Consider the following 22450-nt stretch of genomic DNA (forward strand, 5'->3'; position numbering starts at 1 on the left):
TGGGCTGGTGACATAATTAAGTTTGGCGGGTTGAAGTCTGCTAAGGCAGCAAACCTTCTTTCGGTTGCCACATTCCCCGCCCACCGTGAATCGTCTCCGTGACCCGATGAAAGTGATTTCTTTATGAAATTCAAAGCCCCTAAGTGGCTGTCTGTTGCCCCCGTGGCCGCAGCCTTGGTGATTTCCCTGGCAGCATGCGGCGGTGGAACTTCCGAGCCCAGCGGTTCGCCCACCGATGCGCTGGCCGGCAGCGACCAGAAATCGCTCGACACGTTCACGACGGCTGAGGTGACGCCGCTGGACAAGATCGACAAGTCCAAGCTGGGCCTCATCACCGACGGCACCCTGCGGGTGGGCACCCTCTCCGACGCCCCGCCGAACATCTTCATTGACCCTTCGGGCAAGTTCACCGGCTACGACAATGAGCTCTTGCGCGCCATTGGCGACAAGCTGGGCCTCAAGGTTGAGTTCGCCTCCACTGACTTCTCAGCACTCCTGTCCCAGGTAGGCAACAAGCAGTTCGACGTCGGATCCTCCTCGATCTCCACCACGGACGCCCGCCGCAAGACGGTCGGTTTCACCAACGGCTACGACTTCGGCTACATGGCCATCGTCACCAAGAGCGACTCCAAGGTCACCGGCTTCGCCGACGTCAAGGAAGGCCTCCGCATCGGCGTTGTCCAGGGCACCGTCCAGGATGACTACATGACGAACACGCTAAAGATCGAGCCGGTCCGCTTCCCTGACTACAACACGGTCTACGGCAACGTGAAGAACGGCCAGATCGATGCTTGGGTTGCTCCTTCCCAGCAGGCAGAGGGCCAGGTCAAGGAAGGCGACAACACCAAGATCGCCGAGAAGGTTGTCAACACCCAGAACTTCACGGCCTACGCCGTGAACAAGGACAACCAGCCACTGATCGACGCCTTGAACTCGGGCCTGGATGCTGTCATTGCTGACGGCACGTGGGCCAAGCTCACGGCCGAGTGGTACAAGGACCGTCCGACTGCTGCCGAGCAGACCCCCCAGGGCTGGAAGCCGGGCAGCAAGGCCGTCCAGCTCCCCGCCAAGTAACCAGGGCGTTCCATGGATATCCTCAATCAACTGGCCGAGACCTTCTTTGACTGGGAGGCAATGGGCGAAGTCCTCCCCAAGATGTTCGCCGTCGGCCTGCCCAATACCATTGTCCTGGCCGTCGTCTCGGGCATCATCGGGACCGCGCTGGGGATGCTGCTCGCCCTGATGGGGATTTCCCGGAACGCAGCAGCACGGTGGGTAGCCCGCATTTACACGGACATTCTCCGCGGGCTTCCTCCGGTGCTGACCATTCTGGTGATCGGGTTCGGTTTCGGCCCCATCATTCGTGAACTGACGGGCTCCACCAGCCCGTACCCCATGGCCATCGCGGCGTTGTCCTTGATGTCCGGCGCGTACATCGGCGAGATCTTTCGTTCCGGCATCCAGAGCGTGGACAAGGGACAACTCGAAGCGACCCGCGCCCTCGGGTTCAGTTACGGCTCATCCATGCGCCTCGTAGTGGTGCCCCAGGGAATCCGCAGGGTCCTTCCTGCCTTGGTCAACCAGTTCATCGCATTGATCAAAGAATCCTCGTTGGTGTTCATGCTGGGTCTTCTTGCCACAGAGCGTGAGATCTTCCAGATCGGCAAGGATGCCGCCGCCAACAGCGGCAACCTTTCCCCGTATGTCGCTGCAGCCATCTTCTACCTCGCGCTGACCATCCCGCTCACGCACTTCGTGAACTGGATTGATGCCCGCATGCGCTCCGGCCGGCCGGAGAAGAAGGAACCGGACGAGGCAGCAGCAGTGGTAGGAAAGGGAGCCCAGGCATGAGTGAATTCGCTTCAGGAACGTTAACGGCGAAGAACATCCATTTGTCCTTCGGCAGCAACCACGTGTTGCGGGGCATTGACCTGCACGTCGAGAAGGGCACAACGGCCTCCGTGATCGGCCCCTCGGGCTCGGGCAAGTCAACGCTCCTGCGCGTAATGAACCGGCTCATCGAGCCGGACCAGGGGGACATCCTGCTGGACGGACGCTCTGTCCTCAAGGACAACCCGGACGAACTGCGGCGCCGCATTGGCATGGTCTTCCAGCAGTTCAACCTTTTCCCCCACAAGACGGTGGCGGAGAACATTTCGCTGGCCCTGCGCAAGCTCCGTGGCATGTCCAAGGAACAGGCCCGCGATGAAGCACTGGCCCAGTTGGACCTGGTGGGCTTGAAGCACAAGGCAGACGCGCGGCCAGCCAACCTCTCAGGTGGACAGCAGCAACGTGTAGCGATTGCCCGCGCGCTGGCCATGAAGCCCGAGGTCATGTTCTTCGATGAAGCCACCTCCGCACTGGACCCGGAGCTCGTCAAGGGCGTCCTTGCCCTGATGACGGATCTGGCCCAAGGCGGCATGACCATGGTGGTGGTGACCCACGAGATGGGCTTCTCCCGCAATGTCTCCGACGTAGTGACCTTTATGGACGCTGGTGTAGTGGTGGAGTCCGGCCCCCCGGAGCAGCTTTTCACCAATCCGCAAACGGAACGCCTGCAGGGCTTCCTGTCGGACGTCCTTTAGCCAAGACAACCACAAGTCTTGAGAACCCCGCCTTCGTTTCGAAGGCGGGGTTCTTTGCTGTGATCATTACCCTGCTTTGACCCGCAGCACTGTCAGGGCGGCAGCATCCACCTTGGCGCGGAAGGAGGCATCTGCTGTGGCTTTCTTCACCACGGCCTGGTGCATGGCAGGAATGCTCGCAGGATCTGCACACACCAGCATGGTTCCACCGGCCGCGAAGAAATTCAGGGCGCGGTCCGCATCGGACCAGGCGCCCAATTGCGCGGCACTGCAGAGGTCGTCGGATAGGACAATCCCCGTGAAGCCGGCGTCTGAACGCAGCATCGTCTCCATCACCGTAGGCGAGAAGGGTGCGATGTTCGAGGGGTCAATCTTGTCGTAGTAGGCATTCGATACCATGACCCACTGCGTGCCTGATGCGATGGCAGCGTGGAACGGTTCCAGGGCGGGATCGTTCCGGGTGGTGGAGGTATCCCTGACATCGCTGGTGACATCCGTGTTGGGGACTACCCTGCCCAGGCCGGGGAAGTGCTTCACTACAGGGGCGACGCCCGCGTCCTTCATGCCATCGGCAAAGGCATTGCCCAGGGTCGACACTGTGCCCGGTGCATAGCCGTACTCACGTTGGAAGTGGCCAATCGGAGCATTGGACGGCGCAAACTCCGGGCTGGTGACTGTGTCCAGCACGGGCGCAAGATTGACGTTGACGCCGGCGCTTCGCAGCTCCTTGCCCCAGGTTGCAGCATCGGCGCGGAGCTTTGACTCCCCTGCCCCTGCCTGCACCAACGCTGTGGGAATTGTTGAGAACCCCGGACCCGAAAGAACCTGGACATACCCGCCCTCCTGGTCGGTCGCTACGAAGAGGGGCAAACCGCCGGTGGTGGCGGTGGAAACCGTTCCCGTCAACGACGACACGACGGCAGCGGTGGCAGCACTGCCTGCCTTGCTGCGCCCGCTCAAGTACACGTTGCCCGCGTGGTATTCCTTCAACGCCTGCATGGTTCCTGGCTCGGCGCCGGTGGCCTTGGCCGCCACCATGAACAGTTGGCCTACCCTTTGTTCAAGACTGAGCGCCGCCAACTGTTGCTCCGCGGCCGTAGGAGCGCTGGTGGCAGGCGCAGCGGAGGGCGGAGGCACCGTGGATGGCTTTGTTGGCGCCGCTGATGTGGTGGCTGGCTGCGGAGTGCCCGGCGGTGAAGAGGCAGAAGCCGACGGCGTCGCTTCCGTTGCGGGTGGGACGGTGCCTCCGCTGCCGCTTGAGCAGCCGGACGCCATGGCGACCAAAGCTCCAGCCGTCGCGATGCTTACACCGAAGGATGCAATTGTCTGGGTCTTGCGCATGGTAAACCGTTAGTTCGTTGGGGGTGGGTTTCCACCTACGAGCCTACCCCTTGCGGACACAGCAATGCCCCGGGCAAGTGCCTTCCGCACCAGCCCGGGGCATCAGCAGGGTCAGGCCGTGGCGCCGGCAGCAGCCTGTGCAGCTGCGGGAAGCGCCTCGAAAATACGGTTCATTGCTGCGTCGTCATGGGCAGCAGACAGGAACCATGCTTCGAAGACGGACGGCGGCAGGTAAACGCCCGAGTCCAGCATGGAGTGGAAGAACGGTGCGTAGCGGAAGCTCTCCTGAGCCTGCGCGTCGTCGTAATTGTGCACGCCGTGGGCCGAGGTACCAAAGGCGACCGAGAACAGGTTCCCTGCCCGCTGGATGGAGTGGTCAACGCCTGCAGCATCCAGAGCTGACGAAAGTGCCGCGGAGAGTTCCAGCGAGCGGGCATCAACGTAGGCGTAGACCTCCGGTGTTGCATGGGTCAGCGTGGCTACGCCGGCCGCCATGGCCACGGGGTTTCCGGACAGCGTGCCGGCCTGGTAGACCGGGCCAACGGGAGCAAGGTAGTCCATGACGTCGGCACGGCCGCCGAGTGCCGCCGTCGGCATTCCGCCGCCGATGACTTTGCCGAAGGTGAGCAGGTCAGGCGCCCACCCTTCCTGGCGGCCTGTCAGGCCCCAGTAGCCGGAGTAGCCAGTGCGGAACCCGGTCAGGACTTCATCCACGATCAGGAGGGCCCCGTGCTCCTTGGTGATGCGGGACAGCCCTGCGTTGAACCCCTCTCCTGGTGTGACAACGCCCATGTTGGCGGGAGCCGCTTCCGTGATCACTGCGGCAATGTTGTTACCGTGCGTGGCGAAGGCAGCCTCAACTGCGGCGAGATCGTTGTAAGGCAGGACCAAGGTTTCAGCTGCTGTTGCCTCGGTGACGCCGGCCGAGCCTGGAAGGGCCAGGGTGGCAACACCGGAACCTGCGGCGGCCAGCAAACCGTCCAAGTGGCCGTGGTAGCAGCCAGCGAACTTGATGACCAGGTTGCGGCCGGTGAAGCCACGGGCGAGGCGTACGGCGGTCATGGTCGCCTCGGTGCCGGTGGACACCATGCGCAGGCGCTCAACGGCGGATACGCGGTCCTTGACGATCTCGGCCAGGTTGGCCTCATCCGGAGTGGAAGCACCGAAGGACAGGCCGCGGTCCACGGCGGCGTGCACGGCTTCGAGTACGGCAGGGTGGGCATGGCCCAGCAGCGCAGGGCCCCAGGAGCAGACAAGGTCCACGTACTCCTTGCCGTCGGCGTCCGTGAGGTAGGCGCCCTTGGCCGAAACCATGAACTTCGGGTTGCCACCGACGGATCCAAAGGCACGGACCGGGGAGTTCACGCCACCAGGCATGAGGGACCGGGCGCGGTCGAAGAGCTGATCGGACACAGGGGTGTTGGAAGTCATGGTTCCTATTCTTTCAGTGATTCAGGAGCAGCCGGTCTGTGATTCAGGAGCAGCCGGTCTGTGATTCAGGGGCAGCCGGTCTGCGTCGTGTGCGCCTATTCGGAAGCAAGCAGCCGGGCAACCCGCGGGGCCACCTCGGTGCCATAGAGCTCAATGCAACGCATCATGGATTGGTGGGGCAGGGTCCCGTTGCTGTACTTCAGGTCGAAGCGGTCCACACCCAGGGTGCGTTTGAGGAGGACGATCTTCTGCGCAACGGTTTCCGGCGAACCCACGTAGAGGGCGCCTTCGGGGCCGCACATGGCCTCGAATTCACCGCGGTTTCCAGGACCCCAGCCGCGCTCAGCGCCGATCCTGTTGCGCTGGTCCAGCCAATGCGGGAAGAGCTCCTCCCGGGCGGCCTCATCCGTATCGGCAATGAAGCCCGGCGAGTGCGTTGCGATCTGGCGCATCGGGTGTCCGTACTTCGCCATCGCATCGCGGTAGAGGTTCACCAGCGGGGCAAAGCGGCGGGGTTCTCCCCCGATGATGGCGAAAATGATCGGGTAGCCGTATTCGGCACAGCGCAGCACGGACTCGGGTGTTCCGCCTACGCCAATCCAGGCCGGCAGCAAATGGTGCTGCAATTTCGGGTACACCTGGAGTCCATTGACATTGGGCCGGGTACGGCCCTCCCAGTGGACCGGCTTCTGGGCACGAACCTTGTCGAAGAGCTCCAGCTTCTCCTCGAAAAGGACCTCGTAGTCAGCCAGGTCGAGGCCGAAGAGCGGGAAGGATTCAATGAACGAGCCCCGGCCCAGCATCACTTCAGCCCTGCCGTTGGACAGCGCATCCACAGTGGAGAAGCGCTGGAAAACTCGAATGGGATCATCCGAGCTCAGCACCGTAACAGCCGAGCCGAGGCGAATCCGGGATGTCACTGCGGCGGCGGCGGCAAGGAAGACCTCGGGTGCGGAGACTGCGAAGTCCCGGCGATGGTGTTCCCCTACCCCGAAGGCATGGATCCCGACGGCGTCGGCCAACTTCGCTTCTTCGAGCAACTCGCGGAGGACGCGGGCGTGTTCTTTGGGGTTCCCGTCGGCGTCGACGCCGGCATCGCCAAAAGTGTTCAGCCCCAGGAGGATGTGGTTGGCAGCTACCGGCGCGGCGGGGTCGGACGGCCCGCCGCGATCCGGGGAGGCGCCGGGGTCGGAGGGAACGGATGTCATCAGGACTCCTTCAGCCAGCCTGCCAGTTCGGAGGCCCAATAGGTCAGCACGGTATCGGCTCCGGCACGCTTGATTCCCAGGACGGATTCGGTGATGGCACCGCGCCTGTCGATCCAGCCGTTGGCCGCAGCAGCTTCGATCATGGCGTACTCGCCGGAGATTTGGTAGGCCGAGACAGGTACCGGGCTCATGGCTGCGACGTCGGCCAGGATATCCAGGTAGCTCATGGCCGGCTTTACCATCACCATGTCGGCACCCTCTTCAAGGTCCAGTTCAACCTCCAGGATGGCTTCCCGGCGGTTTGCTGCGTCCATCTGGTAGGTCCGACGATCGCCCTTGAGCTGGGAATCGACTGCTTCACGGAACGGGCCGTAGAACGCCGACGCATACTTGGCTGCGTAGGCAAGGACCGCGGTGTTCTTGTGGCCGGATTCCTCCAACGCCTGACGGATGACAGCGATCTGGCCATCCATCATGCCTGAGGGTCCCAGTACATGGGCCCCCGCATCGGCCTGGGCTACAGCCATCTGTCCGTAGATCTCCAGGGTGGCGTCGTTGTCCACATAGCCATCGGCATCGAGGACCCCGCAGTGGCCATGGTCCGTGAACTCGTCCAGGCAAACGTCGCCCATGATGACCAAGTCATCCCCCACCTCAGCCTTGACGTCGCGGATGGCCTTGTTCAGGACGCCTTCCGGGTCGAGTGAGGCCGTGCCCTGCGCATCGCGCACGGAGGGGACGCCAAACAGCATGATGCCGCCCACACCAAGCTCCACAGCTTCGGATGCAGCGCGTTTCAGGGAATCAGTGGTGTGCTGGACCACACCCGGCATGGAGCTGATGGGGCTTGGTTCGGTGAGGCCCTCCCGGATGAACGCCGGGAGGATCAGGTCTGCAGGTGCCAGCCGGTTCTCTGCGGTGAGCCTGCGCATGGCGGGAGTGGTGCGCAGACGGCGGGGACGATGGTTTGGAAAGCTCATTGCGGGTTCCCTTCGTTGGCGAAAACAGATTCCAAGGCGGCCACGATGCCGTCCGGGGTTGGTTCTTTGGCTGTGGCGGCCACGGTGAGGCCAAGACGCGAGGCCTCACCCGCCGTCGGACGCCCGATGGCAATCAAGTGGCACCTGCCCAGCGGCGGCAAGGTTTGGGCGATGCGGCGTACGGCGCTGGGCGAAGCAGCCACCACGGCGTCCACAGTGCCTGCCTTGAGGCTGGCCCGTGCTTCTTCCGGGCTGAGCATTGGCAGCACGCTGTCCTCGGAAACCTCGACGGCGGGCGGCAGTTCCGCCGTCAGGCGACGTCCCGTCCCGGCCGGGTAGTCCACGGTGTGGTAGGCAACCACGGAGGTCACGTCAGCACCTTTTGACGCCAGGCCTTCCCGAAGGCCGGGTGCCGCGATATCTGCTTGGGGCAGGAGCACCCGGGCCGGCGCGGGCTCCCACAGTTCCACCAGGCCGTCAGCAGACTGACGCTCCGTCGGCGCCAGGTGGACGGAGAGGCCAATGGATTCCAAGACCCGCAACGAGGACGGCCCGATGGTCGCCACCCGGGTGGCTGCCGGAACCAGGGCTGCCGGGGTTGTGCCCCGCTCTGCAGCCTTCTCAAGAAGGACTCGGGCACTGGTGATGCTGCTGATCACCAACCAATCGAATTCACCGGCAGCCAGGCGGTCGAGGGAATCGTCCAGGGGTGCCTGGTCTTTTGCCCGTTCAAAATCGATCAGGGGCAGCACCAAGGGTGCGGCGCCGAGGCTGGTCAGCAACGACGCCAGCGGCTTGGCACGGTCGGCGCTCCTGGTGATCAAGATGCGCCGACCGGTTAGCCCTCGTGGATCATGCGGTTCAGGACGCGGCAAGGTCCGCGATCTCCGCGGCACCGGCAGCGAGCAACAACTCAGCCACCTCGATGCCGAGCAACGTGGCGCCGACTTCCGTGAGGCCATCGGTGGCTTTTTTCTCACGAACGGTCTTGGTGCCATCCACAGCGCAGACCACTGCCTCCAGGTGCAGAATGCTGCCCTTGCGGAAGGCGTAGGCACCCACCGGAGCAGCGCAGCCCGCTTCGAGCCTGGCCAACACGGCACGCTCGGCTGTCACCGCCAGCCGGGTGTCGTCGTCGTTTAATGCCGCCAAGGCCTGGGCCAGCACGCCGTTTGAACCCGCGGTGGACCCTGGCTGGCGCGGAGCATCCCCAGTTCGGCATTCGATGGCCAACGCACCTTGCCCGGGTGCGGGCAACATGACGTTGGTTTCGAAGAACTCACTGACGGTGTCCAGCCGGTCCATTCGTTCCAATCCAGCGGCGGCCAACACCACTGCGTCGAGGTCGCAGGACTTACCCGGCACAACCTCATCCGTGATGTTGCCCGGGAGGCCGGGAACCCGGCCGAGGCGGGTATCGACGTTGCCGCGGATGTCCAAGACCTCGATATCGGGCCGGGCTGCCCGGAGTTGGGCAGCGCGGCGTGGTGAGCCTGTACCTACTTTGGCACCGCCCGGCAGCTCAGAGAGCGTCATCCCGTCCCGTGCGCAGAGAACATCACGGACATCCACCCGCTTGGGTGTTGCAGCGATGCTCAGGCCAAGGGCTGCGCCGGTGGGCAGGTCCTTGAGGGAGTGCACCGCGACATCGCACGTGTCAGCCAGCAGCGCGTCACGCAAGGCGGCGACGAACACACCTGTTCCGCCCATCTGGGAAAGGGAACCGGTTTTGACGTCGCCCTCGGTCTTGATGTGAACCAGCTCTACCGGGAAGCCGCCAACCGCAGACAACTTGTCCGCCGTCTGCTGCGTCTGCGTCAGTGCCAGCTTGCTGGCCCTGGTGCCGATGCGAACGGTCACTTGGCAGCCTCCGCAGCCGGGTAGGCGTCGTGGCCGATGCCCACCGTGGTGCCAACTTCTGAAATAGCAGGCTTCGCTCCACGGAAGTTCTCGCAGCAGTTGGGGCGGCAAACGTCGTACCACGGTCCGAGGTCCGTGACGTGGGGGCGCTCGGCGATGTTGTTCTCCACCGTGCGTTCGCAGATCAGGTCCACCAGGCCGGACACGAACGCCGCGTGCGTACCCGGGGTGGGAACACGGGTTGCTTCAATGCCCAGGTTCTTGCAGGTTTCCAGGGCTTCGGTGTCGAGGTCCCAGGCAACTTCCATGTGATCGCTGACGAACCCGAGGGGAACAATGACGACGCCGCGGACGCCATCGGGGGCGATTTCCTCAAGGTGGTCGTTGATGTCCGGCTCAAGCCACGGGATGTGCGGGGCGCCGGACCGGGACTGGTACACCAAGTCCCAGGCGACGTGGGGGGCCACGACATCCATGATGGCCTTGGCATTGGCCAGGTGCTGCGCAGCATAAGCCGAACCTTCGGCGAATTCGCGGGGCTCGTCCTCCGACCTGCCAGCGGCTTCGGCATCCCGCGTAGGGATGGAGTGCGTAGCGAACAATACGCGGATCTTTGAATCGGGATCTGACTCACCGGCAGCGGCAAGCTTGCCACGGATCTCTTCCAAGCCCGCAGACGTACCCTCCAGGAAGGGCTGGACGACGCCGGGGTGGTCGAAGTACTGGCGGATCTTGTCCACCTGGAGCTTGCCGTCCAATCCTGTTTCCGTCAGTGCAACGCCGATGTCTTCGCGGTACTGGCGGCAGCTGGAGTAACAGGAGTAGATGCTGGTGGTGAGCATCAGGAGCCGGCGATGTCCGGCGTCGTAAGCGTCCTGGAGTACAGGAGCGATGTAAGGATCCCAGTTGCGGTTACCCCAAAGGACCGGCAGTTCGATGTCGCGGCGGGCCAGCTCGGCCTCAATGGCGGCCTTCAGCTCACGGTTCTGCTGGTTGATGGGGCTGATGCCGCCGAAGGCGCGGTAGTGGTGGGATACCTCTTCCAGTCGCTCATCCGGGATGCCACGGCCACGGGTGACGTTGCGCAGGAACGGGATGACGTCATCCTGCCCTTCAGGTCCGCCAAAGGAAGCGAGCAGCACGGCATCATAGTGCTTGGCTTCCTGGCGCCCACGCTCAGTGACGGCGTTCGTTGCGGTGGAGACAGCGGGGCTGGTCATGCGAGAACCTCGGCAATCTCGGCAGCCGTGACCCGGCGGCCGGTGTAGAAGGGGATTTCTTCGCGAACATGGTGGCGGGCTTCGGTGGCCCGCAGGTGGCGCATCAGGTCTACCAGGTCCACCAGTTCAGGTGCTTCGAGGCCAAGGATCCATTCCCAGTCACCCAGCGCGAAGGAGGACACAGTATTGGAGATGACCTGCGGGAATTCGCGTCCCAGCAGTCCGTGGTCGCGGAGCATCTTGCCGCGTTCGTCCGTCGGAAGCAGGTACCACTCGTAGGAGCGGACGAACGGGTAGACGCAGAGCCAGGTGCTCGGTTCAACGCCGCGGGCGTATGCCGGCACGTGGCTCTTGGAGAACTCGGCTTCGCGGTGCACGCCCATGGCAGACCAAACGATGTCGGTGCCGGCGAAAAGCTTGCTGCGGCGGATGGAGCGGACGGCGGCCTGCAGGTCCTCCGGCTTGGGCCCGTGGAGCCACACCATGATGTCCGCATCCGAGCGCATCGCCGAGACGTCGTAGCTGCCGCGGAGGATTACTCCACCCTCAGCGAGCTTCTCCGCAAGGGCGTCGAATTCCTGGGCAGCATCGCCGCTGCGCAGGACGTCGGCCGATCGCTTGAAGACCGTCCACAGCGTGTAGAACTGTTCTTCGGTTTCAGCAGTTTTAGTGACAGATTCGGCAGAAGTGTGGCTCATGGTTCAAGTTTGCCCCGTGCCAGCCCCTAAGTCGAAACGGATCAGTTCTACAACACGTAGAAGTGATGCAAATCACAGTTTTGAGGCATTCTCGGCTACGGCTGCGGCGAGCTGTGTCCGGGTGTCGGCCACCACGGCAGCCAGGCCATTCCCCGCCAACCAGCCTCCAACCACCGTCAAACCGGAGGCCGCGGCACACACAGCGCGCACGTGCCCGACCCGCTGTTTATGACCGACGGCGGCGAACGGCAAGGCTCCGGCCCACCGCACCACATCCCAATCCACGATGTCCGCCCGGGAGACCGGCACCGTCAACAACGCGGAGGCATCCATCAGCGCCGCGGCAAGGAGTGCCTCATCATCCAGGATGATGTCCGCTCCCCCGGCAGCTTCTTCACGCCGGCCATAGGACAGGCGCAGGACATGCGTCCCCGGCCCGGCTTCGCCCGCCAACCAGTCCCATTTGGCTGTCGCGTGGGTCAACGCCTTGGCCATGATTCCGGGAGTTTGTGGTGCCACCAAAATTCCGGTCCCGCGGGGCCTGCTGTCAAGCTCGGGAAGGTCCACCACCATGGTCACGAGGCTCACCAGCGGTCCGGGTGCCGGACGCAAGCCGGACAGTTCCGGCAAGGACTGCTCAAGAAGCCCGACGGCGGCCGGGCCGTCGAGCGCAACCACCAACCGGCCGGCGTCGTACGTGGAACCTCCGGCGGTGACCCGCCAGCCGTCCGGGGTCTTGGCGACTGCGTCGGCGCGCTTTCCGGTCATCAGCCCGACGCCGCGTCCGCGCAGGTCCGCCACGAGCGCAGTCACCAGCGAATGCATGCCACCTTGCAAACCGGCGACGGCGGATCCAGCCTTGGCCGGGCCGGATGCGGAGCCAGCGGCGGCCCTGCGCTGGGCCGCCACAGCGGCGGCCAGTGAGCCATGCTGACGAATGCCCGCCCGCAGGCCTGGCGCAACCATGTCCACATCCAGAAGACCGGGGTCGGCCGAATGGACACCGCCCACCACCGGGGAAACCAGCCGGTCAAGGACCCTCTTGCCCATACGGCTCCGCACAAGCGCGGAAACACTGGTGACCTCCGAGGACGTACCAAAGGACGCCGGAAGCCAGGTGTCCAACGAGGCACGGATGGCTCCGGCGAGTCCCAAGGAACGGCGGACTTCCGGATCCCAAGGATTGGCGGGGATGCCCAGGACTCCCGTTTTGGGTAGTTCCTGCGGCCCGTCGGGTAATTGCACCCAGGCACCTCCGGGGTGCGGGGAAACGATTTTGTCCGCCAGGCCCAGCTCTCCGGCGAGATTGGCAACAGCCGGCGACCGGGTGGCAAACGATTCCGCCCCACTGTCAAGCTGCAGCCCGGCAACGACATGGCTTCCCACGCAGCCGCCCCAGGCGTCGCCCGCTTCCAGGATAGTGACGGCAAAGCCGCCCATGGCAAGTTCACGGGCAGCAATCAGGCCTGAGACGCCGCCGCCCACCACAACGGCGGACGGCCTGTCGGCCGGTGGCTTTGGCGTTGGGTGTCCCCCGCGCATCGGCACTACTCCGAAGGGATGGAGTGGATGAGTTCCACGACGCGGGTCAGGACGGTGGGATCCGTTTCCGGAGGCACTCCGTGGCCCAGGTTCAGCACATGGCCCGGCGCGTGGGCTCCGGCCGCAATGACCTCACGGACATGGGCTTCAAGGACCTCCCACGGAGCGGAGAGAAGTGCGGGATCGATGTTTCCCTGCAGCGGAACGGTGCCACCCAAGCGGCGGTTGGCCTCATCCAAGGGGAGTCGGTAGTCCACGCCCACCACGTCCACTCCGACATCGCGCATCGCGACCAGGAGCTCAGACGTCCCCGTGCCGAAATGAATCAACGGAGCACCCAGGCCACGGACATGATCCAGCGCCCGGGCGGACGCCGGCGCGACGTACTTGGTGTAATCAGCCAGGCCCAGTGAGCCTGCCCACGAGTCGAAGAGCTGCGCAGCCGAAGCACCCGCTTCGAGCTGGGCCTGGAGGAACATTCCGGAGGTGTCGGCGGCCCAGTTGGCCAGTGCCGCCCAGGTTTCAGGATCTGCGTGCATCATGGTCCGGGGTCCGAGGTGGTCCCGGGACGGCTTGCCTTCAACCATGTAGGCCGCCAAGGTGAAGGGGGCGCCGGCGAACCCGATAAGCGGGGTTTTCCCGAGTTCAGCAACAGTCAGGCGGACGGCTTCGCGGATGGGTTCCAGCGCCTCCCACGTCAGCGTGGGCAGGGCCGCTACATCAGCGGCCGTGCGGACAGGTTTGTCCAGGACCGGTCCAACACCGGGGACGATGTCCACGCCCACACCGGCCAGCTTCAGCGGAATCACGATGTCGGAGAAGAAAATGGCCGCATCAACATCATGGCGGCGAACCGGCTGGAGCGTGATTTCCGCCGCAAGTTCCGGTCGCAGGCAGGAGTCCAGCATCGCCACGCCTTCGCGTACCTTCAGGTACTCGGGCAGGGAACGGCCTGCTTGACGCATGAACCACACGGGCCTGCGGGACGGCGTGCCGCCGCGGTAGGCGGTAATCAACGGCGAGTCCGAGGTCCGGCCGTCCTTCAGCGGGTGGTTGGCGTCGAGGGTTCCCGCCGGGGCGTTGGAGGCCGTACTCTTGGATGCTGCCGAGCTAGAAGTCATGCCTTCGATTGTGCCGAAAATCCGGTGCAAAAGATAACGACAAGCTGTCACGTTGAGCGCCTCCCGGGCCTTTGTGGCGGCGATCACTCCCCTGCGTGTGGATCGCCACGGTGCCATATTGTTCTACCGGGCTACGAAAAAGCTATGATTGGGGTGCTGTGGTTCTTTTCTCATTGGTGGCTACACACGCCGACATCGACCTCGAAACTGTCGCTCAGTTGAGCAACGGTTCCTCTGAGCTTGCCTCGGCAGCCCTGACGGACTCCCCGGTGGTTTCCGGTGCCGTGGTCCTGGCGACGTGTAACCGCTATGAGGTTTACGGCGAAACGGCCAACGGGGCGGACCTCGAAGCAGCCCGCTCCGCCCTCGTTTCCCAGATCAGTGAACTGAGCGGCCTGAACGAGCAACTCGTCTCCCGTTCCTTTGCTACCCACACCGGCCCTGACGTCACCCGCCACCTCTTTGCCGTGAGCGCCGGGCTGGACTCCGCCGTCGTGGGCGAACGCGAAATCGCCGGCCAGGTCCGCCGGGCACTGATTACAGCCCAGCAGGAGGGCACCGCGAGCTCCGGCCTCGTCCGGCTTTTCCAGGCGGCTTCCAAGACCGCCAAGGATGTTGGCGCGCAAACCGCCCTCGGTTCCCGGGGCCTCTCGATCGTGTCCGTCGCCCTGGACCTCGCAACCGACCTTGCCGAGAACGATGACTGGTCCGCCAAGAAGGTCGTGGTCTTCGGTACCGGGGCATACGCAGGCGCCACGATGTCCCTTCTCCGGGAACGCGGCTGTACTGATATCTCCGTCTACTCGTCGTCCGGCCGCGCCGAAGGTTTCGTCGCCACCCGCGGTGGAACAGCGCTCGACGCCGACACTCTCCCAGCCGCTGTTGCCGCAGCTGACGTCATGATCGGCTGCAGCGGATCGGACAACCGTGTAGAGGCCGCAGACCTCGCCCGTGTCCGTGCACAGTCGGGCAAGCCGTTGATCGCCATCGACCTTGCCCTCACCCATGATTTCGATCCCGCCGTGGGCGAACTCGACGGCGTTGAGCTCTTGACGCTTGAGTCCGTTCGGCTCGCCGCACCCCAGGAACAAGCAGAGTCGCTGTCCCAGGCAAGTGCAATCGTCACCGGCGCTGCCGCGTCCTTTGAATCCGAACGCGAAGCGCGTTCCGTGGACACTGCCATCGTGGCGCTTCGCCGCCACACCATGAACGTCCTGGACGCCGAGATGGAAAAGGTCCGCGCCCGTCACGGTTGCACGGCCGCCGCCGAAGAAGTGGAGTTCGCACTCCGCCGCATGGTCAAGCAGCTCCTCCACATCCCCACAGTCCGTGCACGCGAACTTGCCGCCAACGGACAGCAGGATGACTACGTCGCAGCCCTCGAGGCACTCTACGGAATCCAGGTGGAACAGCCCCAGGCTGCAACCCCGGCCGCCGAATGCCCCGTGGACCACCAGCAACTCCGCTCAGAGAGCGCCTGAGCAGACGGGGCCGTGCCCTCGAGCCCCAGGCATCGGCTCATGTGGGACTGCCAGGCACGGCTGGGGGCGAAAAACGACCTAGTAAACAGGTTTCGCCGGCTCGACGTCGCGCACCCAGGCGAGGATACCGCCGTCGAGGTGGCTGACCCGCGTGTAACCCGCTTTCCGCGCAGCCTCCAACACAGCAGCCGAGCGCGTGCCGGCCTTGCAGTGGAAAACGATGTCCTTGTCCTGGGGCAACTCCACCCACGCTTCACCCGAGAGAATACGGCCCTGCGGGATGAGGACTGAACCGTCAATACTGACGATGCTGTGCTCCCCCGATTCCCGGACATCCACCAAGTCGAAGTCCCGCTCCCCCGCCTCCCGCTCTGCGAGCATCGCTGCAAGGTCCTTCGCGGACACAGTGTGTTCCTGGTCGGTTGCTGCCAAAGGCGTCACACCGCAGAAAGCTTCGTAGTCCGTCAGCTCCGTGATGGGTTCGGCTTCCGGGTCCTTGGATACCCTGATCTCGCGCCAGCTGCCGCCAAGTGCGTCAAAAAGCGCTACCCGTCCCAGCAGTGAACGCCCGACGCCGGTGATCAGCTTCACGGCTTCGGTCACCATGAGCGAACCAACCGCTGCGCATAACATGCCGAACACTCCGCCCTCGCCGCAGGAAGGCACCGAACCGGCGGGAGGAGCTTCAGGGTAGAGGTCCCGGTAAGTGGGTCCGTGCTCGGCCCAAAACACGCTGACCTGGCCGTCGAAGCGGAAGATGGAGCCCCAGACATAGGGCTTGCCGAGGATGGCGGCGGCGTCGTTGACCAGGTAACGCGTGGCGAAGTTGTCCGCGCCATCGAGGATGAGGTCGTACTGCGCAAACAACTCCAAGGCGTTGGATGAGTCCAGCCGGATGTCGTGCAGGACGACGTTGACCAGCGGATTAAGTTCGTTGATGGCGTTGCGGGCCGACTCGATCTTGGGGATGCCCACGTCCTTCACGCCATGGATGACCTGGCGCTGCAGGTTGCTGAGGTCCACTACGTCGTCGTCAACGATTCCGAGTGTGCCAACGCCGGCCGCAGCCAAGTACAACAATGCCGGAGAACCAAGTCCGCCGGCGCCTATGACCAGCACTTTGGCATTCTTAAGCCTGCGTTGGCCCAGGGCACCGATTTCGGGAATGATGAGATGCCGGGAGTATCGCTCCACTTCAGCCGGCGTGAGTTCGGCGGCCGGTTCAACAAGGGGCGGCAGGATAGCGGGCGCAGCAGGGCGGGCAGCAACAATTGAGGCCATACCCCAATGTATGCCTGCCGATGCCGCCCGGTCATATTACCCACCGGTAGAGTGGTCATAACTGCAAAGGAAAGGCGGCAGACTGTGGCTGACGGCACAAGGGCACACGATGGGGCACCGGCCAAGCAGGAACGGGCTGTTTCAACGCGTTCACCAAGGTTGCCGCGCGACGAGCGCCGGGCGCAGTTGCTGAATGCGGCGTTGGAAGTTTTTGTCTCCAACGGATTCCATGGTGCCGCCATGGACGAGATCGCCGAGGCTGCCCACGTGAGCAAGCCGGTGCTGTACCAGCACTTTCCGTCCAAGCGTGAGCTCTACATGGCCCTTTTGGACAGCCACTTGGCCGCGCTGACTGAACTGATGCTCAGCGCTTTGAACTCCACCTCGGACAACAAGGAACGCGTGAAGGCCGTGATGCGGGCCTACTACCGGTTCATCGCTGATGACGACCAAGCCCACCGGCTCGTCTTCGAATCTGACCTCATCAACGATCCCGATGTCAGTTCCCGTTTGGAGACGTTCAACAAAACATTCGCTGATGCGGTGGCCCATGTTATTGCCGAGGACACCAAGCTGCCTCCCTTGGAGGCGCAGCTCCTGGGCCGTGGTCTGGCCGGAATGGCGCAGGTCAGCGCACGCTACTGGCTTGAAACGGACGGAAACCTTGACCTCGATGTGGCCAGTGATCTGATCTATCGTTTAGCTTGGCGCGGAATCAGTCGATTCCCCAAAGAGTCCTAGGCTACAAATAGAGGACTGACTTAATACTTGATTGGCTTGGAGGCCTTGCTGTGGAAGTAAAGATCGGCATTCAGAACGTTGGCCGTGAAATCGTGCTCGAATCCGCTTTGGATGCAGACGCGGTGGCCAAGATCGTGGCAGAGGCCGTGTCCAAGGGCTCGGAATTGCGCCTGACCGATGAAAAGGGCCGCCAGATCATTGTTCCCGGCAGCGTCCTGGGCTATGTGGAGATCGGCGCAGAGGAAGTCCGCCGCGTCGGCTTCGGTGCCCTCTAGGCCCTCCGCATAACGCAGTCCGCAAAGGAGTCTTCATGCTTTCACTCGTCGTGGTGGTTCTGGCCACCATAGCCACCGGTTTCATCGTGTGGGCCAACGACAAGAGGCACGGCAAGTACGGCATCGCTTTGCCGGCCGGTGTTTCGGTGGCTGTGGGCACCCTGGGCTGGATTGCGTTCATCAGTGCCGGCCTGGGCTACCAGCCCGGGGCAACCTGGATTCCCTGGGTCTTGCCGATCGTCCTGGGAACTGCCGCCGCCGCAGCGGTGGTGGTCTTCCTGGGCCGAACCCGCACCCGGCACGATACTGCGGCGCTCACCAAGGCGCTCAAGCTCTAGCAGCAACAAGAACACACGACAGTGACCGCCGCCCTCGGGCGGCGGTCACTGTCGTTTAGCGCCTTGTCACAATGGTTCGGGGTCAGCTGGGTTCAGGGTTCCGGATACCGCTCCGGCTGCGCGATTGCACCCAGCGCCGCTGCGGCTTCACTCACGGAAGCAGCAGCGGTGATGTCGCGTTGGGTGACTTCTCCGCCTGCGTCGTGGGACAGGTACCGCAGGTGGACCTTGTTGTAGCGCCATTCCAGATCCGGATGGTGGTTTTGGTGTTCGGCGATCTGTCCGATCGCTGCAATGAGGGCCAGCGCTTCGGCCGCCGTCGGAGTTTTATAGACGGTTACCAGGCCGCCCTGGTACTTCCAGTCGCGTAGCTCCCGGAGGGCATCGTCGACATCCGCCTGGGTCAGATGGTCATGGTTCCCTGCCACTGCTGCTCCTTCTCCCGAAGACCCGGCGGACACTTAGAGGAACTCTGCCCGGCCCTCCATGGCCGACGACGCCAAAGCGTGCTCACGCCGCGGAATCCGGCCTGCCTGCTTGGCCAGCCTACCGGCGATCACGGCGTGCTTGAAGGCCTCACCCATTTGCACCGGGTTCTGCGCCCGGGTGACAGCGGTGGCCAGAAGCACGGCGTCGCAGCCCAATTCCATGGCGAGGGCAGCATCGGAGGCGGTTCCTATTCCGGCATCGAGCACCACGGGTACTGAGGCCCGGGACACGATGAGTTCAATGTTGTGCGGGTTCAGGATCCCCAGACCGGTTCCGATCGGCGAGCCCAGGGGCATCACTGCGGTGGCACCCAGGTTTTCGAGGCGCAGTGCCAGGACGGGATCATCGTTGGTATAGGCGAAGACTTTGAATCCACGGTTCACCAGCTGTTCCGTTGCCTCGACGAGTTCCACTGCGTCTGGAAGGAGCGTGTGTTCATCGGCGATGACTTCCAGCTTCACCCAGTCGGTTTCCAGTGCCTCGCGTGCCAGTTCAGCGGTCATCACGGCGTCTCTGGCAGTAAAGCAACCGGCGGTGTTGGGCAGCACCCGGATTCCGTGGTCCACCAGGAGTTGGAAGAGGGATCCTGTTTCAGCGGGTGAGTAGCGCCTCATGGCTACTGTGGTGAGCTCAGTCCCGGACGCCAGGAGCGCAGCGCCCAGACCGTCCAGGCTCGGGGCACCTCCCGTCCCCATGATCAGGCGGGATCCGAAGTGGACGCCGTCGATCACCAGGGCGTCAGTAATGACCTCTGTGTTTGCTGTCGTCATGATGTCAGCCTCCTTGGACTGCGGTAACAAGTTCGAGTTCATCCCCGTCGGCGAGCGCCGTTGCGGACCATTGGCTGCGTGGCACCACCTCGGAATTGCGGGCGACGGCGACGCCCAGCTTGCCACCGTCGGCTGCCTGTCCGCGGTGGTCCAGGGCGCGGCCGGTGACGGCCGTGACCAGGGTGCTGACTGAAGCATCCTCCGGCACGGCGTGATCGGATCCGTTGAGTTTGATGTTCATGCTGTTTCCTTGCTGGGAGCGTGTGCCGGCGTAAGCGCCCGCGCTGTGGATGAAGTGGCCGCGAAGCGGTCCGGGGAAAATGATGCCCACCGGGGGTCCGACGTGCCGTTGATCAGCCCGCCCACAATCCGTGCGGCCGCGGGCGTCAGGAGGACACCATGCCGGAAGAATCCTGTGGCGATCACCAGACCATCAACATCCCCCCGGGGGCCCACGACCCGTCCAAGCAGCGGTGCGTTGTCCGGAGTGCCGGGGCGGGCCCGGGCCGTTGCTTCGAGCAGCTCAAGTTCCGCCACTGCGGGGACCAGGGCCTGGGCGTCCCGCAATAACTGGTATACGCCCCCGGCTGAGACCGCGTTGGACGCTGCCGACAGTCCGTCCTCGCGCTGGGTGGCCCCGATGACTACAGTGCCGTCGTCCCGGGGCACGATGTAGACGGGCACTCCACGGACCATCCCGCGGACGGTGGAGGTGAGCAGGGGCCGGAGGTGTTCAGGCACCCGAAGCCTGAGGATGTCGCCATATACCGGCCGCAGGGAAAGGTTAAGCCCGTCGGGGAGCCCTTCCAGGTCTGCCGCACCCAGTCCGTTGGCGACCACCGTCTCGGTGGAGTGGACAGCGGCGCCGGACTCGAGTTCCACTCCTGAGACCCGCCCTCCGTCCCAGAGCAAGCGGCGCGCCGTGGAAGTCACGGCAAACCCATCGTCGGCGCCCGAAACCCACGTGGAGTCGCTGGCCGCGTGGCGTGCCAGTCCCGAGAGCAGGCATGCCGCCAGCTTGCGGGGATCGACCTGGTGGTCGGCGGGAACGTCGAAGGCACTGGAAATTTGGGGACTGAGGAGGGGTTCGCGATCCCGGGCGTCGCGCAGGGACAACGGCTCGACCCCCAGGCCCGCAGCAAGCTGTACAGCACGGAGGTCTGCCAGTGCCCTGCGGTCCGCGGCATCGGCACCCACGGCAAGTGTCGGCGTCGTGCGGTATCCGGTGTCTTCCCCTCCGCGGGGCAGGCTTGCCGCGAAAGACGACCACAGCCTGGACGATTCGAGCATCAACTCCAGGAGATCTTCCTCCTGGTAGTGAAATTCGCTCACGGGGGCAAGCATTCCGGCGGCAGCAAACGTAGCCCCCGAAGCCGGTGCGGGGTCGATCACCACCACGGAGCGGCCAAGTCGCCGCGCTTCGCGGGCGATGCCCAGCCCGATGACGCCGCCGCCAATGACGGCCACGTCGGCCTGGAGCGGGGTTTGGCGGGGAACTGCCATTGCGCGTTTCCTTCCCTACGCCGGTACTAGCCGGATCAGGTCAAGCGGTCGGCTCTTAAGCCCTCTCAGCCGGACAGTCATATGACGAACGTCGCGGCTCCCGCAGTACGTGCCCAGTTTAGAGGAACTACTCTGGGTTCCATGACCCAGACTGATGCCCTCGCCACCGCCCGCTTGTATCTATGCACCGATGCGCGGAAACGGCAAGGCGATTTTGAAGACTTTGTGGACGCCGCGTTCGAGGGCGGTGTGGACATCATCCAGCTGCGCGACAAGACCCTCGAAGCTGCCGAGGAATTGGAGTTGCTGGCGGTCCTGCACGGAGTTGCGCAACGTCATGGACGGCTGTGGGCTGTCAACGATCGAGCCGACGTTGCCAGTGTTTCCGGGGCTCCGGTGTTCCACATCGGGCAAAAGGACCTCCCGTTGAAGGTGGCCCGGACATTGCTTCCGGAGTCCGTCACGATCGGTCTTTCCACCCACTCCCCCGAGCAGGTGAATGCCGCCATCGCGGCATCACCGGGACAGGGGGGCCTGGACTATTTCTGTGTAGGACCCGTCTGGGCGACACCCACCAAACCCGGCCGCGAAGCCGTGGGACTGGACTTGGTCACATATGCCGCAGAAGCGAGCAAGCGTGCAGTCGAGACCACCGACGGCGCCGTGAATCTGCCATGGTTCGCCATCGGAGGGATCGATCTCAGCAACGTAGAGCAGGTGCGGGCCGCAGGAGCCACCCGGATCGTCGTGGTCCGCGCCATCACCGAGGCTTCGGATCCGACGACGGCAGCCAAGTCGCTGCTGGAGGCGCTGGACGCAGCCTGAGCCTGGCCGTTGGAGCCTTTCAGGCATAAGCCCGGTCATACCGCTAGGCAGTGAGGCCCAGCGCCGTCATCCGGCGGGCATGACGCCCGGCGAGCTCGCCTGTCAGTCTTTTAATTGCGGCGCGGGCATCGCCACCACTTTTTAGTGCCGGCCCCAACTGTGGGTGCTCAGTCCCTACCCTCTGCGCCTGTGTCAGCGCTTCCCCCACCAGCCGGCGGCCCCACAACGCCAGCCGTGAGGCCAGTCGTGGGTCATCGGCCAAGGCCCGCCGCAGCAGGACACGAAGTACCTCGGTTGCCTGGTCGGGGGAGGCAACCCGGTCCACGAACTGCTGCGTTGTTCCATCGAGGAAAGTGGCGACAGCCCGGTAGAAGTCCGAGGAAACGGTGTCGATGACGTATGCCTTCATCACGGATTCGAACCAGTCCCCGGGCTTGGTGCGTTCATGGAAGTGGTCAAAGGAACGCTGGAACGGCAGCATGGCTTCCTCCGGATCGAGGCCCATTTCAGCGAGCCGATCGCTCAGCAGCGCGAAGTTTCCGTACGCACCGACGGCAATTTTTGCCAGCACTGAACGGTCATGGAGTGTGGGGGCGTATCGGGAATCGAACGAAAGCCGGCCGAAAGCCGACAACTCGCCGTAGGCCATGGCGCCCAGGAGTCCCGCGGCGAGTTGTCCGGCAGAAGGTGCGACGTCCGTCGAAGTGCCCATAATCCAAGACTATCCCCGGCTCTCCACACCCCGCCCGCGGAGATTGCCT

Annotated in this window: 25 protein-coding genes and 1 riboswitch; of the genes, 9 read left to right on the top strand and 16 right to left on the bottom strand. The window is 64.0% G+C overall.

Annotation, left to right across the window (positions count from 1 at the left end; all coding sequences use genetic code 11):
* Positions 1 to 123 precede the first annotated feature (123 nt).
* Genes QEH68_RS13970 through QEH68_RS13980 form a run of 3 tightly spaced genes read left to right on the top strand, consistent with a single transcriptional unit; the run spans position 124 to position 2585 of the window.
* Positions 124 to 1074, top strand: a complete 951-nt coding sequence (locus QEH68_RS13970; RefSeq protein ID WP_091468676.1) for an ABC transporter substrate-binding protein — start codon at positions 124 to 126, stop codon at positions 1072 to 1074.
* A gap of 12 nt (positions 1075 to 1086) precedes the next feature.
* The gene (locus QEH68_RS13975) at positions 1087 to 1851 is read left to right on the top strand and encodes an amino acid ABC transporter permease (RefSeq protein WP_089595652.1); all 765 of its coding nucleotides are present in this window, start codon (positions 1087 to 1089) and stop codon (positions 1849 to 1851) included.
* Positions 1848 to 2585 carry an amino acid ABC transporter ATP-binding protein gene (locus QEH68_RS13980; RefSeq protein WP_207594071.1) on the top strand — a complete coding sequence of 246 codons (738 nt, stop codon included), beginning with the start codon at positions 1848 to 1850 and terminating at the stop codon, positions 2583 to 2585. The genes QEH68_RS13975 and QEH68_RS13980 overlap by 4 nt, the downstream gene beginning before the upstream one ends.
* 66 nt (positions 2586 to 2651) lie before the next feature.
* On the opposite strand, the gene QEH68_RS13985 is transcribed toward QEH68_RS13980, so the two are convergent.
* Positions 2652 to 3722 carry a glycoside hydrolase family 3 N-terminal domain-containing protein gene (locus QEH68_RS13985; RefSeq protein WP_242703345.1) on the bottom strand — a complete coding sequence of 357 codons (1071 nt, stop codon included), beginning with the start codon at positions 3720 to 3722 and terminating at the stop codon, positions 2652 to 2654.
* Between QEH68_RS13985 and QEH68_RS13990 the strand changes: the two genes are divergently transcribed.
* A complete protein-coding gene (locus tag QEH68_RS13990; protein WP_242703346.1) occupies positions 3694 to 3939 on the top strand; it encodes a hypothetical protein in 246 nt (81 codons plus the stop codon). The genes QEH68_RS13985 and QEH68_RS13990 overlap by 29 nt on opposite strands.
* Positions 3940 to 4037: 98 nt before the next feature.
* On the opposite strand, the gene hemL is transcribed toward QEH68_RS13990, so the two are convergent.
* The 9 genes from hemL to hemE all read right to left on the bottom strand — a co-directional run bounded on the left by hemL (position 4038) and on the right by hemE (position 13986).
* Positions 4038 to 5357 carry a glutamate-1-semialdehyde 2,1-aminomutase gene (gene hemL / locus QEH68_RS13995; RefSeq protein ID WP_280623159.1) on the bottom strand — a complete coding sequence of 440 codons (1320 nt, stop codon included), beginning with the start codon at positions 5355 to 5357 and terminating at the stop codon, positions 4038 to 4040.
* Positions 5358 to 5452: 95 nt separating this feature from the next.
* On the bottom strand, positions 5453 to 6565 hold the full coding sequence (locus QEH68_RS14000) for an LLM class flavin-dependent oxidoreductase (protein ID WP_207594074.1): 1113 nt from the start codon (positions 6563 to 6565) through the stop codon (positions 5453 to 5455).
* Complete coding sequence (gene hemB / locus QEH68_RS14005; protein WP_280623161.1) at positions 6565 to 7545, bottom strand: porphobilinogen synthase; 981 nt, start codon at positions 7543 to 7545, stop codon at positions 6565 to 6567. Before hemB ends, QEH68_RS14000 begins: the two co-directional genes overlap by 1 nt.
* On the bottom strand, positions 7542 to 8369 hold the full coding sequence (locus QEH68_RS14010; RefSeq protein ID WP_280623162.1) for a uroporphyrinogen-III synthase: 828 nt from the start codon (positions 8367 to 8369) through the stop codon (positions 7542 to 7544). Before QEH68_RS14010 ends, hemB begins: the two co-directional genes overlap by 4 nt.
* Before the next feature lie 37 nt (positions 8370 to 8406).
* Positions 8407 to 9405, bottom strand: coding sequence for a hydroxymethylbilane synthase (gene hemC, locus QEH68_RS14015; RefSeq protein WP_280623163.1), 999 nt, complete (start codon positions 9403 to 9405; stop codon positions 8407 to 8409).
* Positions 9402 to 10625, bottom strand: a complete 1224-nt coding sequence (locus QEH68_RS14020; RefSeq protein ID WP_207594078.1) for a ferrochelatase — start codon at positions 10623 to 10625, stop codon at positions 9402 to 9404. The genes hemC and QEH68_RS14020 overlap by 4 nt, the downstream gene beginning before the upstream one ends.
* Positions 10622 to 11323 carry a hydrogen peroxide-dependent heme synthase gene (gene hemQ, locus QEH68_RS14025; RefSeq protein ID WP_207594079.1) on the bottom strand — a complete coding sequence of 234 codons (702 nt, stop codon included), beginning with the start codon at positions 11321 to 11323 and terminating at the stop codon, positions 10622 to 10624. Before hemQ ends, QEH68_RS14020 begins: the two co-directional genes overlap by 4 nt.
* Positions 11324 to 11395: 72 nt before the next feature.
* On the bottom strand, positions 11396 to 12865 hold the full coding sequence (gene hemG, locus QEH68_RS14030; RefSeq protein WP_280623164.1) for a protoporphyrinogen oxidase: 1470 nt from the start codon (positions 12863 to 12865) through the stop codon (positions 11396 to 11398).
* 5 nt (positions 12866 to 12870) lie between these two features.
* Positions 12871 to 13986, bottom strand: a complete 1116-nt coding sequence (gene hemE / locus QEH68_RS14035) for a uroporphyrinogen decarboxylase (protein WP_207594081.1) — start codon at positions 13984 to 13986, stop codon at positions 12871 to 12873.
* A 158-nt stretch (positions 13987 to 14144) separates the two neighbouring features.
* Between hemE and QEH68_RS14040 the strand changes: the two genes are divergently transcribed.
* Positions 14145 to 15467 (top strand): glutamyl-tRNA reductase, encoded by a 1323-nt coding sequence (locus QEH68_RS14040; RefSeq protein ID WP_280623165.1) that lies wholly within the window; start codon positions 14145 to 14147, stop codon positions 15465 to 15467.
* 78 nt (positions 15468 to 15545) lie between these two features.
* Here QEH68_RS14040 and moeB read toward each other — a convergent pair whose 3' ends face one another.
* Positions 15546 to 16748: a molybdopterin-synthase adenylyltransferase MoeB gene (gene moeB, locus QEH68_RS14045; RefSeq protein WP_280623166.1), complete on the bottom strand. Its 1203-nt coding sequence runs from the start codon at positions 16746 to 16748 to the stop codon at positions 15546 to 15548.
* Positions 16749 to 16754: 6 nt separating this feature from the next.
* On the opposite strand from moeB, the gene QEH68_RS14050 reads away from it, so the two are divergent.
* The 3 genes from QEH68_RS14050 to QEH68_RS14060 are packed head-to-tail and all read left to right on the top strand — an operon-like array spanning position 16755 to position 18102.
* Positions 16755 to 17489 (top strand): TetR/AcrR family transcriptional regulator, encoded by a 735-nt coding sequence (locus tag QEH68_RS14050; protein ID WP_207594084.1) that lies wholly within the window; start codon positions 16755 to 16757, stop codon positions 17487 to 17489.
* 50 nt (positions 17490 to 17539) lie between these two features.
* Complete coding sequence (locus tag QEH68_RS14055; protein WP_026539987.1) at positions 17540 to 17764, top strand: DUF3107 domain-containing protein; 225 nt, start codon at positions 17540 to 17542, stop codon at positions 17762 to 17764.
* Positions 17765 to 17799: 35 nt separating this feature from the next.
* Positions 17800 to 18102: a hypothetical protein gene (locus QEH68_RS14060; RefSeq protein WP_207594085.1), complete on the top strand. Its 303-nt coding sequence runs from the start codon at positions 17800 to 17802 to the stop codon at positions 18100 to 18102.
* A gap of 92 nt (positions 18103 to 18194) precedes the next feature.
* Here QEH68_RS14060 and QEH68_RS14065 read toward each other — a convergent pair whose 3' ends face one another.
* The 4 genes from QEH68_RS14065 to thiO form a co-directional block, all read right to left on the bottom strand.
* Complete coding sequence (locus QEH68_RS14065; protein ID WP_280623169.1) at positions 18195 to 18530, bottom strand: 4a-hydroxytetrahydrobiopterin dehydratase; 336 nt, start codon at positions 18528 to 18530, stop codon at positions 18195 to 18197.
* 33 nt (positions 18531 to 18563) lie between these two features.
* Positions 18564 to 19361, bottom strand: coding sequence for a thiazole synthase (locus QEH68_RS14070; RefSeq protein ID WP_207594087.1), 798 nt, complete (start codon positions 19359 to 19361; stop codon positions 18564 to 18566).
* Between the two features lie 4 nt (positions 19362 to 19365).
* On the bottom strand, positions 19366 to 19602 hold the full coding sequence (gene thiS / locus QEH68_RS14075) for a sulfur carrier protein ThiS (protein WP_207594088.1): 237 nt from the start codon (positions 19600 to 19602) through the stop codon (positions 19366 to 19368).
* Positions 19599 to 20864 carry a glycine oxidase ThiO gene (gene thiO, locus QEH68_RS14080; protein WP_280623173.1) on the bottom strand — a complete coding sequence of 422 codons (1266 nt, stop codon included), beginning with the start codon at positions 20862 to 20864 and terminating at the stop codon, positions 19599 to 19601. The genes thiS and thiO overlap by 4 nt, the downstream gene beginning before the upstream one ends.
* A riboswitch (TPP riboswitch) is annotated at positions 20860 to 20978 on the bottom strand. Its footprint overlaps the gene before it by 5 nt.
* A 27-nt stretch (positions 20979 to 21005) precedes the next feature.
* Here thiO and thiE point away from each other — a divergent pair.
* Complete coding sequence (gene thiE, locus QEH68_RS14085) at positions 21006 to 21689, top strand: thiamine phosphate synthase (RefSeq protein ID WP_207594090.1); 684 nt, start codon at positions 21006 to 21008, stop codon at positions 21687 to 21689.
* Positions 21690 to 21732: 43 nt separating this feature from the next.
* On the opposite strand, the gene QEH68_RS14090 is transcribed toward thiE, so the two are convergent.
* A complete protein-coding gene (locus QEH68_RS14090; protein WP_280623175.1) occupies positions 21733 to 22401 on the bottom strand; it encodes a ferritin-like fold-containing protein in 669 nt (222 codons plus the stop codon).
* Between the last annotated feature and the right edge of the window lie 49 nt (positions 22402 to 22450).

Origin of the sequence: Paenarthrobacter sp. OM7 (assembly GCF_029873575.1) — a bacterium.
Taxonomy (GTDB): domain Bacteria; phylum Actinomycetota; class Actinomycetes; order Actinomycetales; family Micrococcaceae; genus Arthrobacter.

What these genes read in the sequence shown, in the direction of transcription:
- QEH68_RS13970 (WP_091468676.1), top strand. Translation starts at nt 124, where the DNA reads ATGAAATTCAAAGCCCCTAAGTGGCTGTCTGTTGCCCCCGTGGCCGCA.
- QEH68_RS13975 (WP_089595652.1), top strand. Translation starts at nt 1,087, where the DNA reads ATGGATATCCTCAATCAACTGGCCGAGACCTTCTTTGACTGGGAGGCA.
- QEH68_RS13980 (WP_207594071.1), top strand. Translation starts at nt 1,848, where the DNA reads ATGAGTGAATTCGCTTCAGGAACGTTAACGGCGAAGAACATCCATTTG.
- hemL (WP_280623159.1), bottom strand. Translation starts at nt 5,357, where the DNA reads ATGACTTCCAACACCCCTGTGTCCGATCAGCTCTTCGACCGCGCCCGG.
- QEH68_RS14000 (WP_207594074.1), bottom strand. Translation starts at nt 6,565, where the DNA reads ATGACATCCGTTCCCTCCGACCCCGGCGCCTCCCCGGATCGCGGCGGG.
- hemB (WP_280623161.1), bottom strand. Translation starts at nt 7,545, where the DNA reads ATGAGCTTTCCAAACCATCGTCCCCGCCGTCTGCGCACCACTCCCGCC.
- QEH68_RS14020 (WP_207594078.1), bottom strand. Translation starts at nt 10,625, where the DNA reads ATGACCAGCCCCGCTGTCTCCACCGCAACGAACGCCGTCACTGAGCGT.
- hemQ (WP_207594079.1), bottom strand. Translation starts at nt 11,323, where the DNA reads ATGAGCCACACTTCTGCCGAATCTGTCACTAAAACTGCTGAAACCGAA.
- hemG (WP_280623164.1), bottom strand. Translation starts at nt 12,865, where the DNA reads ATGCGCGGGGGACACCCAACGCCAAAGCCACCGGCCGACAGGCCGTCC.
- hemE (WP_207594081.1), bottom strand. Translation starts at nt 13,986, where the DNA reads ATGACTTCTAGCTCGGCAGCATCCAAGAGTACGGCCTCCAACGCCCCG.
- moeB (WP_280623166.1), bottom strand. Translation starts at nt 16,748, where the DNA reads ATGGCCTCAATTGTTGCTGCCCGCCCTGCTGCGCCCGCTATCCTGCCG.
- QEH68_RS14050 (WP_207594084.1), top strand. Translation starts at nt 16,755, where the DNA reads ATGTATGCCTGCCGATGCCGCCCGGTCATATTACCCACCGGTAGAGTG.
- QEH68_RS14060 (WP_207594085.1), top strand. Translation starts at nt 17,800, where the DNA reads ATGCTTTCACTCGTCGTGGTGGTTCTGGCCACCATAGCCACCGGTTTC.
- QEH68_RS14070 (WP_207594087.1), bottom strand. Translation starts at nt 19,361, where the DNA reads ATGACGACAGCAAACACAGAGGTCATTACTGACGCCCTGGTGATCGAC.
- thiS (WP_207594088.1), bottom strand. Translation starts at nt 19,602, where the DNA reads ATGAACATCAAACTCAACGGATCCGATCACGCCGTGCCGGAGGATGCT.
- thiO (WP_280623173.1), bottom strand. Translation starts at nt 20,864, where the DNA reads ATGGCAGTTCCCCGCCAAACCCCGCTCCAGGCCGACGTGGCCGTCATT.
- thiE (WP_207594090.1), top strand. Translation starts at nt 21,006, where the DNA reads ATGACCCAGACTGATGCCCTCGCCACCGCCCGCTTGTATCTATGCACC.
- QEH68_RS14090 (WP_280623175.1), bottom strand. Translation starts at nt 22,401, where the DNA reads ATGGGCACTTCGACGGACGTCGCACCTTCTGCCGGACAACTCGCCGCG.